12 protein-coding genes are annotated in these 13523 nt (G+C 41.8%); 5 read left to right on the top strand and 7 right to left on the bottom strand.

The genetic code is table 11. The features are described from left to right. The first annotated feature begins 11 nt into the window (after positions 1 to 11). The 3 genes from BLS59_RS30380 (at position 12) to pdxR (ending at position 3168) form a co-directional block, all read left to right on the top strand. Complete coding sequence (locus tag BLS59_RS30380) at positions 12 to 257, top strand: hexameric tyrosine-coordinated heme protein (RefSeq protein ID WP_091157637.1); 246 nt, start codon at positions 12 to 14, stop codon at positions 255 to 257. Between the two features lie 131 nt (positions 258 to 388). Next, a complete protein-coding gene (locus tag BLS59_RS30375; protein ID WP_091157636.1) occupies positions 389 to 1381 on the top strand; it encodes a GlxA family transcriptional regulator in 993 nt (330 codons plus the stop codon). Between the two features lie 311 nt (positions 1382 to 1692). Continuing rightward, positions 1693 to 3168 (top strand): MocR-like pyridoxine biosynthesis transcription factor PdxR, encoded by a 1476-nt coding sequence (gene pdxR / locus BLS59_RS30370; RefSeq protein ID WP_091157635.1) that lies wholly within the window; start codon positions 1693 to 1695, stop codon positions 3166 to 3168. A gap of 81 nt (positions 3169 to 3249) precedes the next feature. Here pdxR and BLS59_RS30365 read toward each other — a convergent pair whose 3' ends face one another. The 6 genes from BLS59_RS30365 to BLS59_RS30335 all read right to left on the bottom strand — a co-directional run bounded on the left by BLS59_RS30365 (position 3250) and on the right by BLS59_RS30335 (position 10901). Next, positions 3250 to 3741 (bottom strand): DUF3347 domain-containing protein, encoded by a 492-nt coding sequence (locus BLS59_RS30365; protein WP_091157632.1) that lies wholly within the window; start codon positions 3739 to 3741, stop codon positions 3250 to 3252. After that, entirely contained in the window at positions 3738 to 4805 is a 1068-nt protein-coding gene (locus BLS59_RS30360) for a cytochrome-c peroxidase (protein WP_091157630.1), read from the bottom strand. Before BLS59_RS30360 ends, BLS59_RS30365 begins: the two co-directional genes overlap by 4 nt. Next, positions 4805 to 5566, bottom strand: coding sequence for an MbnP family protein (locus BLS59_RS30355; protein WP_091157629.1), 762 nt, complete (start codon positions 5564 to 5566; stop codon positions 4805 to 4807). The genes BLS59_RS30360 and BLS59_RS30355 overlap by 1 nt, the downstream gene beginning before the upstream one ends. Before the next feature lie 871 nt (positions 5567 to 6437). After that, a complete protein-coding gene (locus tag BLS59_RS30345; RefSeq protein ID WP_091157624.1) occupies positions 6438 to 8252 on the bottom strand; it encodes a DEAD/DEAH box helicase in 1815 nt (604 codons plus the stop codon). A 193-nt stretch (positions 8253 to 8445) separates the two neighbouring features. Continuing rightward, on the bottom strand, positions 8446 to 9114 hold the full coding sequence (gene can, locus BLS59_RS30340; RefSeq protein WP_091157621.1) for a carbonate dehydratase: 669 nt from the start codon (positions 9112 to 9114) through the stop codon (positions 8446 to 8448). Between the two features lie 470 nt (positions 9115 to 9584). Further along, positions 9585 to 10901: a phage integrase SAM-like domain-containing protein gene (locus BLS59_RS30335; RefSeq protein WP_091157619.1), complete on the bottom strand. Its 1317-nt coding sequence runs from the start codon at positions 10899 to 10901 to the stop codon at positions 9585 to 9587. Between the two features lie 518 nt (positions 10902 to 11419). Here BLS59_RS30335 and BLS59_RS30330 point away from each other — a divergent pair. Continuing rightward, positions 11420 to 12682, top strand: a complete 1263-nt coding sequence (locus tag BLS59_RS30330) for a site-specific integrase (RefSeq protein ID WP_091157616.1) — start codon at positions 11420 to 11422, stop codon at positions 12680 to 12682. Between the two features lie 69 nt (positions 12683 to 12751). Here BLS59_RS30330 and BLS59_RS30325 read toward each other — a convergent pair whose 3' ends face one another. Next, the gene (locus BLS59_RS30325) at positions 12752 to 13048 is read right to left on the bottom strand and encodes an HU family DNA-binding protein (protein WP_091157614.1); all 297 of its coding nucleotides are present in this window, start codon (positions 13046 to 13048) and stop codon (positions 12752 to 12754) included. Between the two features lie 180 nt (positions 13049 to 13228). Between BLS59_RS30325 and BLS59_RS30320 the strand changes: the two genes are divergently transcribed. Continuing rightward, positions 13229 to 13523 (top strand): hypothetical protein (locus tag BLS59_RS30320; RefSeq protein ID WP_205411395.1); only part of this gene is annotated, 295 nt, incomplete at its 3' end.

Below are 13523 nucleotides of genomic sequence, written 5' to 3'. Positions count from 1 at the left end.
AAAAAAATAAAATGTCAGAAGCAATACAATTGATACCCGGCAATACGCTTATTACAGCTTCACCGGAAGAAGGCAGACAGTTGGCTGTTAAGATGTCAAGGCTCATTATTAAAGCTACCCAGCCTGACGCAACTGTAAGGGAGCGCTTAAGAGGCATTTATGCCGAAGACCCGATGATGTTAATCGCTATTGGTCAAACCGTAGCAGCAGAATTTGCTACTATCGCGGCAGCAAATGATTATTGGAAAGGCAAATAATTTGCGTAGCAGGCTTTCTGGGTGTTGTATAAATACCTCTTTCCCAACAATTAATTGTTCAACATAATTTTTGGCAGTAATTGACTGTAGGTTGTCATTTATGACCATTTTTTTAGCTTTACCTTTGGTTAATGGAAAGACGGTTGATTGTTATTGTTGTTCTGCCGGATTGCCTCTCTTTGGACGTTGTTGGGCCAGGGGAGGTGTTTTCCTCTGCGAACCATGTGTTTCTATCCGGTGGCGGTCACAAGGATGAAAAGCCCTATGAACTTGTTTTTGCCTCAGGTACCAGGGACCTCTCCCTGACGACCGGTAATGGATTATCCCTTTGCTTGTCCACATCAATATTTGATATCGACGAGAAAATAGATACACTGATTATTGGCGGATTTTCGCACCATCATCGTTGGAAACAGTTTCCGGAACTCAACCGTTGGCTAATGTATGCTGCACCGAATATCCGTAGAGTATGCTCAATTTGTGTAGGTGCGTTTGTATTAGCCGAGTCTGGATTGCTGAAAGGTAAAAAGGCAACCACCCATTGGCGGTCTTGTCAGGAACTGGGTCGATCTTACCCGGATATCACAGTGGACTCAGATCGCATCTATGTTCGGGATGGGAACCTGTATACTTCGGCTGGTGCCTCCACGGGAATAGATCTGGCATTAGCTCTTGTCGAAGAAGATCATGGAAGGGCACTCGCACTTGCAGTCGCCCAATTGCTCGTGTTATTTTTAAAACGCCCTGGCAATCAGTCCCAATACAGTGGTTTGCTTGAGCAACAATTTTGTAAACGTCAGCCGATCAGAGAAGTACAGGAATGGATAATAGGAAATATTAAGAAGAACCTGACTGTCGATAATATGGCGGAACACATTTCTATGAGTCCCCGCAACTTCGCGCGGGTCTTCCTCTTAGAAACGGGGCTCACCCCCGCTAAATATGTTGAGCGTTTGCGCGTGGAAACGTCAAAACGCTTTTTGGAAAGTACGAGTCTATCATTGGAAAAAGTGGCAGTTGAATGCGGTTTTGGAAGTATGGATACAATGCGAAAAATTTATGTAAGAACGATTGGATCGACGCCATCTGAATATCGTCAATTCTTTGGTATGCCAATTCTTTAACACCTAATAAAATACGTCCCAAATAAGAGAAGTTTACACCAAACTTCTTATCTTTGGTGAAGGCAAATCATTTGGGCCTTCGAAAATATCCTACAAAGACGATATGGCTATCGTCGCACGACATACGAGGTGAAGTTCTTAAACACCAGGTTCATTTAATGCTTGCCAACGCTGCCGATCCGGCTGTTTGTTCGTTTCGTTTCATTGATTAAACTATAAAATTATTAAAGCCTTTTAAAGGGCGATTGGTTTTACAGCCAGGGTTGGGTGCTTAGAATGGTTTCCAGCCATAATTACCTAAATGTCATACTATGCTTCCCTACCAAACCCTCATCATTGTAGAACAAAAAAATGGTATTCCGATTTACCGCCAGATCGCAAACCGCCTCATATCTCTTATTCAATCCGGAAAAATTCTTCCAGCTAGTTTTTTGCCGGGTACTAGAGAAATGGCGGGGATAATTAATGTACACCGGAATACAGTTATTGCAGCTTATAATGAACTCGTGTTACAGGGATGGGCAGAGGCGATCCCCAAAAAGGGTTACCGTATAATACCTGATCTGCCCATCATCAAACCCAGATCTTTCCATCCCGAGCCGAACTTTATCATTGCTCCGGAAGACGATGTGAGTGATTACTATGACGGTACAGTTGCACATTCCTATCAAGGTGCGGGTATAGGCGAATCAAAGATAATCGTTAATGACGGCTTTCCGGACATCGATCTTGCGCCTTATGAGGAAATCATGAAGGAGTATCGACGATTTGTTCAGGGCGGATCTTTAAAAAGATTGATGTCTATCCGCTACGACGGCGGAACTCCGTCTCTGCGATCATCTATATGTACCTTTCTCAATCAGTCGAGGGGACTAAACGTAGGACCAGACAGTGTACTAATTACGAGAGGGGCGCAGATGGCAATTTACCTCGCCATTAGTACCCTAATCAACCCGGGAGATCATATGGTCGTCAGCAATCCGAGCTATTTTATAGCAGACGAGATCTTTAGAAAAAAAGGTGCTGTACTTAACCGAGTTGGTGTAGACCAGGACGGTATAGATGTAGATCAACTGGAGGATATTTTAAAAGATAAGCCCATCAAGTTGCTTTATATTATTCCGCACCATCATCATCCCACTACCGTGACCATGTCGGCACCACGTAGAATTAAGCTTCTAAATCTGATAGAGAAATACCGGCTTTGGGTAATCGAGGATGATTATGACTACGACTTTCATTACCAGAATAGTCCTATATTACCATTGGCGAGTGCTGATCACGGTGGCCGTATCATTTATATCGGATCTTTTACCAAAATATTAGCACCGTCGTTTCGAATAGGTTACATGATCGGCGGCAAAAATATTATTCGTCAGGCCTCTGCGTATCGAAGGTTAATCGATCTCCGTGGCGATACCATCATGGAAGGCGCTCTCTCGGCTATGATAGATAACGGTGAACTAAACCGGCATATTAAACGCTGCAAGAAGATTTATGCAAGACGATGTGATCGTGCAGCGGAATTATTGAAAACTGAACTGGAAAATATAGTTGATTTTCAAAAGCCCCAGGGAGGCATGGCGATTTGGCTCAAATTCGGTCTGGATTACCCTTTGGGAAAGGTGATGAGCCGGGCGGCGCAGCAGGGCTTGCTGCTGGCTGGAAGTGCCTACTTCCAGGGGGAACATATGACAACTAATAGCGTACGCTTTGGCTTTGCTTCCCTAACAGATGATGAGCTCGCTGAAGCAGTCAGAATTTTAAAGCGGGCAACACGGGGTTAGGAAAGGAATGTAAAATGAATTTCGCCGGACAACTGACATAATAAAAGCGGGCAACTCCTGCCGCCCGCTCACGATTAATGCCTATTTATTTGCCGGCTGAATTTTTTCACTAACCGTTGTAAAGTGCGTTGCGGCAAAATAGGGATCGGCACCGACCGGTTTATCACTAAGAAAGTATTGCTTATTGATCGAACAGATCATCCTGAAAACTGTTCTGTCGTTCAAATGAAGATCTTTTATCAAGTAATACAGATTGGTAGATAAGGAATTGAAGTGTTCCCTCTGATGGGCGATGTCTACAACTTCACTGATATGTTTACTATCATAATCCATCTTGTTTTTGAAAACCAAATCTGCTTTTGTGAGCTTTGCTTCATCCAATGCGTGTACTTTTACATTTAGGACTTTTGCCAGTTGATTCGCTTTTTTAGCGTCGCCCTTAGCCAGCGCATCTTTTACATTATAATAACTGCTAATGGTCTGGTTTATGCCGATTTTCAAGTCCGTTTCTTGCGCAAAAACGTTAGATGTACTTGCTAATAATAGAACGGTTGCAAAAAAAATATTTTTCATTTTGATTTGATTTTGTTAGGGTCTTGAAACCTTTTGTCGTTAATAAATTTTGTGTCTGTTAATGTTTTCAAAAAAGCGAGCAGCCGAAGCTGCTCCGTATGGTCCAATCTAATGCCAAGTACACCATTCTTTTTAAGTAGCGGATCCAAGTTCGGACTGCTTACTACACCTGTATTATAATGCTCCAGGACCTCCTTAAGGCTGTTGAACCGTCCGTCATGCATGTATGGACCTGAAACTTCCACGTTACGAAGGGAAGGAACCCTGAACTTTCCAATATCGTCCGCCTGGTGGGTAATACTGTCCCGTCCAATATCATCAGGATGTTTATCGAGGCCGTTGCTGCGGTAAGACCGATCTGTGAAAAGGGGCTCCGTATGACATGCGCTGCATTTGGCTTTGAAAATAGCGTAGCCAGCTTGCTCATCGGTAGTAAAAACTACATTATTCTCATGCCTTATGTATTGGTCATATTTCGAATCAGCGGAGACGAGCATGCTGGTGAACTGTGCAAGGGCCCGAAAAACAGATTGTGAATTGATCGCATCACGATGGAACACCTGTTTAAATAACGCCGGGTACTTTTCAGACGCGTTTAACCTAACTACGATTTCCTGGAGGTTACTGGCCATTTCGCACTCATTTGTCATGGCAGTAATTGGCGATAACTCAATATGATGAATTCCGCCATCCCACATGAATTCCTTTTGCCAGGCGAGGTTGAACAACGCCGGCGTATTTCGTGTGCCAAGACATTCGTCTACGCCATGGCTAACGGCGTGATCTAACTGTGCAAAAGCAGCGAAGGATTGATGGCAGTTTGCGCACGATATGCTCTTGTCCCTGGATATCAGAGGATCATAAAAAAGCATCCGTCCAAGTCGGAAACCAGCATCGCTCACCCGGTTGCCCTTAAAATCATAGACGGGCTTTGGGAAATTTGCGGGAACCTTAAAAATCGTCGTATCACTTTGCCGTGTGTATACTGGTAGACTGCTTTCAAATCCGGAGCCGGCCGCACCCAGTATGGCCAGGCAAATTAAAAAAATGACCCTCCGTTTCATCACCTTTGCGTTTCTTCCCAGGCGGTGAATAAACTGGTCGCGTAATTATCTGCTATTAAGACAGCATTTGGGCCGCCCATGGTAAAGCTCAGTCTTGAAAAATCTACTTGATTCTTGCCGGAAAACAGCGCATCGATGTGAGTGATAATCACCGCCTTTGCAGTTTGGCCAGCACCGATAATTAGCTCCTTTTTTAAAGGGATCGTTTGAACCCGGATGGTATTTTGCGGCTTCACTCCGCCCACGTGAAAGGTCAGGCGATGGAGTTTGGCATTAGACTGGGGCGATATGCCTTCCAGCTTAAGAAATATGTATCCACTGTTCCAGGTCCAGAACATTCCCTGCGCCGGATCTAGGCAACCTTCCTGCGCACCAGCAAAATTACGGGCGCTATCCACTCCAATCATCAGTGATATTGCTGAATATTTTCCTGGCGGCACATGCGTTAGTACAGGATCAAAGGTGGTAGAATCCGCCGCATTAATCAGGAAATAAGCGGGAGGTAAGGTTATCTTTTTTCCCTGGTCATCGAAAAGGACAATATTACTAATATAGTATTTAAAGGTATTGATTGTAAACTTATCGCCATGTGAATTATGATAATTTACAGCGGTATCATTAAGACGTAAGGGTTGACCGTTAACTACATTTTTAAAATGAAGTATCAGCTTTCCAGAATCAGCAGGCAAGGTTTGTGACCATGCCTTGGAAATTATACTTATAGAGAACAGGCTGATGAGAGCCCAATATTTCGATTTCATATTTGGATTTTAATACGTGAAGTTTACTTACCAAAGAAAATTTTCACGGTAAGTATTATTATTTAACGAAGATAGTCAGGCGTTAAGCGCCGATTATCGGTGGGGGGGGATGAAAAATTAAGAGGGCAATGTTAACAGGACTTCCGCTCCAAGAGCGCGGGAAATCTATTAAGCTTACAGTAGTAAAAAATGTAATTGATTGATGAATAGGAAATAGTGCTTCCTGAAACTTTTCCTGTTGTCCGGTTCGCTGTTGTTTTTCTTTGTCCTCTGCTTGTCGCAGCTTTTTCATCAGAAAACAATGTCCGTTGCAATGCAACCAGGGCTTATTTTTATTTACGCAATAGACGGCTGTAATATAGGACTTGTTAAGTTGGTAGCTGACATACACCATATAACGGGCAGCATAGCTGCTCAATATAACAACCATTAGAAACCAACAAAAAAACGTTTTTAAAACATACATCCAAGCTTAACCTCCTTCGCCTTCATGCCGATTTCTATCTGTTATCATTTGTTAAAAGGTACTGTCAATTCTCAATGAAGATCTTGTTAAAAACATAGATTCTTTATGACCTATATGTGCCAGACAAATTTAAGGGCAATGGTGCTATATTTGGGGTACCAGTTGTGAATTATAAAATAGTCCAGCTGATGTTAAACTGTGATTGATTGAGACTTCATGCAGATAAGGATCGTTTCTAAAGTTCATTTAACCCACAAAACAAAAGCCTTCACTGCTGGCTGCAGTTGAAGGCTTTGTTAGCAAAACTAAACTAAAACTAAAGTTTTTAAGTATCACTTATATAGAGCGGAGTATAAAGATATTGGCTGTCGCTATTGTCTTTTACTGCATCTGTTACCTGAACGATTATAACACTCTTCTTTTACGCTCAGGACGGTCATCACGTGATTTGCCAGAGAAATCGCGGAAACCGCCACTACGGCCGCCACCTGAATTTCTGTCGCCACCACGATAGCCGCCACCACTATCACGACGTTTATAACCACTCCCGCCCTCGCGACGCTCGCCACCGCGACTACTGCTTTCGCGGCGATCGCTGGTGCCTTCGCCAGATACCTCTATTCGTACCGGACGACTATTAAATTCGGCACCCGCAAAGCTTGCAGATACTTTTTCAACGTCTTCGTTTGGTACTTCAAAGAAAGAGAAAACACCCTTAACATCTATTTTACCAACAGTTCGGCCACTGATTTCTGATTGATTACAGATGTAACCTAACAGATCGCCACGGTTAAATCCATCAACCGAACCAAGATTTATAAATAAACGGGTGAAAGCAGATGGGCCGCTTGATGCGCCGCGCTCATCCCTGTCTCGTGATCGTCCTTCTTCAACGTTTGCGTTAAGATCGGGCGCATTTTCATAATAATCAAGGAAACGGTTAAATTCAATTGATGCAAAGCGTGTTATAAAATCTTCTTTGCTCATGTCTTTAAATTCATCCATAATTCGTGGCAGGTATTGCACAATTTGCTCTTTGTTAACCTGTACGTTATGTACTTTATGAACGATAGAAAATAATTGCTTTTCGCAAACATCAAACCCGGTAGGGATTTCAGCTTTTACAAACTTTTTACCAATGATGCGTTCTATCTGGCGAATTTTACCAAGCTCTTTACTATTAATAATAGCAATAGATACACCTGTTTTACCAGCACGAGCTGTACGGCCACTGCGGTGGGTGTAGCTTTCTATCTCATCAGGCAAGCTAAAGTTAATAACGTGTGTGATATCATTAACGTCGATACCACGTGCGGCAACATCCGTAGCGATTAATAATTGCAGGCTGCGCTCGCGGTAACGTTTCATTACCTTATCACGTTGTTGCTGTGAAAGATCTCCGTGTAAAGCGTCGGCATTGTAACCGTCTTTTATAAGAGATTCGGCAATTTCTTGGGTTTCAATTTTGGTACGGCAAAATACAATTCCGAAGATCTCGGGATTGTTATCAACAATACGTTTAAACGCGGCGTACTTATCGCGGGCACGTACTACATAGTATTCGTGCTCAATATTTTCTGCAGCGATGTTTTTGGTGCCCATGGTAAGTTCAAACGGGTTATCCATGTACTTTTTCGCTATTCGGCGAACTTCAGCGGGCATGGTAGCCGAGAATAACCAGGTTTTTTTCTCATCAGGTGTTGTAGAGAGGATATTGTCAATGTCTTCCTGGAAGCCCATGTTGAGCATCTCATCAGCTTCATCCAATACCACAAACTTAACCTGCGAAAAATTGATCGCCTTACGGTTGATAATGTCTAGCATACGGCCTGGTGTAGCAACAACGATTTGTACACCACGTTTTATTTGGCGTAATTGATCCTGGATGCTTGCACCGCCGTAAACGGCAACAACATTAACGTTGTTCATGTGCTTGGCGTAGTTCTTAATGTCGTTCGTGATTTGTAAACAAAGTTCACGTGTTGGGCATAAAACAAGCGCCTGCGGATGATTTTCTTCGAAATCGAGCAGTTCTAATAGCGGCATTCCAAAAGCAGCTGTTTTACCGGTCCCTGTTTGGGCTAATCCGACAAAATCGTTGCTGCCTCTTAGCAATACCGGAATCGACTGTTCCTGGATTGGAGTAGGATTTTCAAATCCTAACTCAGAGATGGCATTAACAATATCATGACGGATTCCCAGATTGATAAATGGGTTCATGAATTATAAATAACGTATTTGACTACATCGTCAAATCGGGTGCAAAGATCAATTAATAAAATCGTGTCTTCCAGTACCAGATTGAGGTTTAAACATAGTCCAGAAGATGCCAGTTTAGTTGCGACGAGAAATTATAATTATCGGCTCTTTTGTAATGTTACATTGCTAACTGCAGCTAGCTTAATTATTTAACCTACTTGAATTTAAACACGCCTCCCATATTATTATTATCATAAGCACTAACGTTCATATCGGTAATGACCCCGGTTTCAAGGCTGTAAACCCAACCATGTACTCCTAACTCCTGGCCGTTTTTCCATGCGTTTTGTACAATGGATGTTTTGCACAGATTATAAACGTTTTCAATAACATTGTATTCCACCAGCTTATTAGCACGCTCTTTTTCATTTGTAATCGTGTCAAGTTGATTTGCGTATAAACGATAAACATCCTTAATATGGCATAGCCAGTTGTCTATTAGTCCAAACTGCTGGTTACTCATAGCAGCAATAATACCACCGCATCCATAGTGCCCTGTAACAATTACGTGTTTCACGTTTAAGACATTTACCGAGTAATCTAATACCGATAACATATTCATATCCGAATGTATCACCATATTTGCAATGTTGCGGTGTACAAATATTTCGCCGGGTTGGGTGTTGGTTATTTGGTTGGCAGGGACACGGCTATCGGCACAGCCAATCCATAAAATTGGTGGCTTCTGTCCGTTGGCGAGTTTGCTAAAAAAGTCAGGATCTCCGTCAATAGCCTTTTCAATAAACTTTTTATTACCTGCTAATAATGACTCGTAAGTAATATGGCTGGTATCATGTATCAGTTCTTGTTTTTTTGCGCACATAGATGCTATAATTATTTATAAATAATATTTACGCGTAACTAACACGAAAATGGTGCAAAACTATGATTGAAGTACCATAATACAAAATAGTAAATGATATTACCGGAATTTTTAGAACATTAAAAAGTTTGTTCATAGGGTAATCCGTACAATTATTTTCGGTTTATGTTTAAGAGGCAATTCAAGCGATATTGAACCGTTTTGAGCGTTAGTCTAAGTTGTAGCAGCCGCATGCTTTATTTTCGGTCGAAGCATACGTGAATTGAATCTCACCGCCGACGAAAGTTTCATATTTTAGCAAGCCAGGCTCTATGCATAGGCAAACGCGGGGCGTTTGCTAGAACTCATTCTTACCGTTTAGTAAGAATGAATTTCCTTGTTACAATAGACTTCTTCGATGGGAGGCAAGTTTGAAACACTGGTCTCTCTAAATCATTACAATGGTCGAATCACAGTCGAATCAGCAGTTGTCATACTAATTGGGGTAATGTAATGTCTTTGAAAATAGTGGTTCTTATACCGACCCGTTCATCGTTTGCTGCGAAAGGTTGTATCCTAAGCAGTTTAATAACTGCGGCCTGCACTTCATCAACTATACTCCAGTCTTTTTCCAAATAAATGTCCGTCGTTTTTCGTCCCTGATCTACATGGTTAAGCGCCAGCGCTACGTCGTCTTTGGACTTACGGCATTTATTACGGGCTAAGTTCCCAAAAGAATGCCGTGCCCAATAAAAGGTGACTTCAGATAAGCCGGTTAAACCACAAATAACTTTCATGCCTTTGCTTAGTGCTTTATTGAAGTTCGTTATCGTAGCATAACGTTTTGAGAGTTTACCATTATATTTTAAAATTAAAGGCATGGCTTCAGCTGGAATGTTGATACTTATGAACGCATTATCTTTTCTCTTCCCTTTAGTTTTAGATCTGTTGTATTCCAGCCTACCATCATTAATTGTGTAGCTTCCTTGATAAATATCTACCGCATTAATTCCACAAATGTAGAACGATAGCATAAACATGTCTCGCGCGAGTTCTGCACGGCTGCTTTCCTCTGGGCGACAATCTCTGATTTTAATAATTTGTTCAACATCAATATTCCTTTTTTTGGTTTCGGCCTTATCTACCGACCTGAATTCCAAAAAAGGATTATACGAAATTGGGGTATAACCTAATGCGGGTTTATTATAATAATGGATGGCGGCGCTAAAGAACCCGCTAAAATCCCTTAAGTAATTCGATATGCTATTGTTGGCAGCGCCTTTAGCTTGATATTCATATGACCTCCCAAATTGGTTTTTTCGAATTACCGTCCTTGTCGAGCTTAGAAAACGAACGAAGGCCTTTATGACGGGAACAGATATATCAGAAATCTGAAATCGGTCACTTTCAAAAAAATCAACCAAGTGATTTCGGAGCGTGTTATAATTCGCAGCACTCTTTAGCTGGCCGTTTGCCTTTAATTGGTCAACATGAATTTGGCAAAATCCAAGAAAGTTAATTCCATCCTCTTTTTTTTGAAGATAATCTTTTAACGAATGTGCATCTAATAAATCAAGGCGTGGACCGAGATCACTAATTGCCTTTCTGTAATTGTCCAATGTCCTGTTAAGTATTGAAAGCAAAAACGTGTCTTTAATCTGCAAATCTTTCTTTAGTTGTTTGTCAGTGACATAGTGCTCGGTATCCATATAGGATCGAACGGAGTTGTGATAGATGTAAATTTTAACATTGTAAGTACCATCTGCTTTTTTGTGGTGCTTAAAAACCTTAGCGCTTAAAGTGGCCATAACTCAATAATTTTAACCACGAAAATTCTGTCGCACATTTGTGGCAGTAATTCGTGAAATTCAACAAAAATTGATGCGAAATTGAAATATTGAAGTAATTGCCTCTGATCGTTCAGACGGAGAAATTTTCATTTACTAAAATGAAAATATGCTTTAATTGCATCAAAAAGGCTATTTTTTAGAAATAAAAGCCCCCACAGACGTGTGGGGGCTTTGCTCCTGAGCCTGGACTCGAACCAGGGACCCTCTGATTAACAGTCAATTATAAGCATTTATCAATTGTTTGCAACTTATTGTTATGTATTGATTATCAGCTATTTATGTAAATATATCGTATTGATATTTTGCATTTTTTTGCGATTTGTTGCCTGTTTTTCTGCAAATTTTCTGCAAATAATTGAATGATTATACTTATATTTGTAATAAGCAAATGATTAAACATCAGCTACTTATGTAGGAATACAAGTTTTGGCCGATTGTTTTATTCTGCAAATTTATTCATTTTAATCGTATTTATTATGAAAGCTGAAGTTTCTCTTTACCTCGACACCAGGCGGGCATTAAAAAATGGCACATACCCATTAAAATTACACGTTTACTTTACTGCCAAAATGGAGCGGTGGTACGGCACAGATTACAAATTGAGCAAAGAACAGTTTGAACAGTCCTATCTCGCTGCGAAGCCAAGAGGGGAAAACAAAGACCTCAAAATTGAACTGGATGCCGTTATACAAAAAGCCGCTGACCTGGCTAAAGATTTGGGCGATAGCTTCACTTTTGAAAAATTTGAACGTAAGATGTTCCGTACTAAAGCCAGTGCTAATAATGTGATCGAGCATTTCGCAAACTATGTAAAGGCACTGGACAAAAACGAGCAGATCGGAACAGCGTCGAGTTACGATTGCAGCATTAAATCTATTACAGCTTATTTAAGTGAGGGTAAAAAAAGTCCGGTTACGCATATTCCCTTTACCGCCCTTTCAGCGGACGTTTTAAATAAATACGAACAATGGATGGTTGCCAAAAATAATTCCAAAACCACCGTTGGTATTTATATGCGGAATTTAAGGGCGATCTTTAATAAGGCGATTGCTGCCGGTGATATTTCGCCCGAACTTTATCCCTTTAAAACCTATAAAATCCCTAACGGCAAAAATGTAAAAAAAGCACTGGAAACTCCCGATCTTAACGCCCTGTACCGTGCAGATGTTTCTACAGACAGCTTTATGGAAAAAGCCAGGGACTTTTGGTTTTTCAGTTACCAGTGCAACGGCATGAATTTCAGGGATATTGCTGAATTAAAGTTTAAAGATATTCATGATACTTACTTTTCATTTTTAAGGCATAAAACCAAAAATACTACAAAGGAAGATCCAGCGCCCATTGTCGTCCCTCTGACCAGCCATATCAAAGCGTTTATTAAAAAGTACGCTAACGAAAAAGGCAAGCCCAACGACTATGTATTTCCCATATTTCAAACAAGCATGTCAGCCAAAGATCGGCACAAGGTCAACCAAAATTTTATCCGCTTCGTTAACCAGCACATGCAAAAACTGGTCGATCAGTTAGGTTTATCATTTAAGTTAGGCACGATGGTCGCCCGCCACTCGTTTACCACACAGGCCACCCGTACAATGGGGCTGGAATTTGCACAGGAAGCTTTAGGGCATACCACCATGAACACCACACAAAATTACTGGAAAGGCTTTGAAAAGGATGCAAAGAAAAGCATGGCGGAAAAGCTCATGGAGTTTACAACAGCAGATCAGGAAGCCGTCTGAACGGCCTCCTGATCTGTCCCAAACATCATTGCTTATACCTATTTGTACTTTAGCCACGATCTGATGCTGCTAAGCGGTATGATTTTGTAAGGCGGCTTTCACCTCATTCTTAAAATCATCACCTGGCCTAAAGGCCGGAATATAACTTTCGGGTATTTGAATAGCGGTGTTTTGGGTGATATTCCGGCCAACTTTCGCCGCCCTCTTTTTCACCAGGAAAGTACCAAAACCACGGACAAACACATTGTCTCCCTTTTCGAGGGACGCTATAACAACTTTAAAAAAGCCCGCTACGATGGCTTCGGTTGGTTCCTTGTCTATTCCTGTTTTCGCGGCTATCGCTGCGATTACATCTGCTCTGATCATATTGTAATTATTGTACCGGTATAATTTAAACGGCCGCGAACGCCAAATATAAGCGGAAACGGCTTTACCGCCAAACCAAAGCCGCCGGAACGGTTATGGAAGCGGACATTCCCGCGCTGCAAGTCAATAACGCACACCTACCCATTTTCACCGCTTAAGCAACTAAAAGCGCGGAGCCGGGTGAAATGTCAAGGGCAGGCGGGCAAAAAAAAACAAAACAACAACCGCCTGTTTATGTACCCTTTACGTTTCATCCCGGCGGTGGCTATCTTTGCGTCTGGTGGTGTAATTGGGTTGTTTCTTTTCACCAGCGACGGAAAAAGCAAATCAGCCGGAAGCATCGCGGATGGCTGTTTTGCTGTGCGGGTGAGGCGGGCGGTGGAATGGAACCCGGCGCATCGCGCGTGGTGCAATGCAGCCGCTGGCCGCAACCGATGGCCTTCTGTCTTAAAAAATCACTTACTTTCTGAGCGGG

It is taken from the genome of Mucilaginibacter pineti (assembly GCF_900101875.1).
GTDB classification, from domain to species: domain Bacteria; phylum Bacteroidota; class Bacteroidia; order Sphingobacteriales; family Sphingobacteriaceae; genus Mucilaginibacter; species Mucilaginibacter pineti.
The sequence above is the reverse complement of the archived record's forward strand: the minus strand, read 5'-3'. Positions and strand labels throughout refer to the sequence as shown.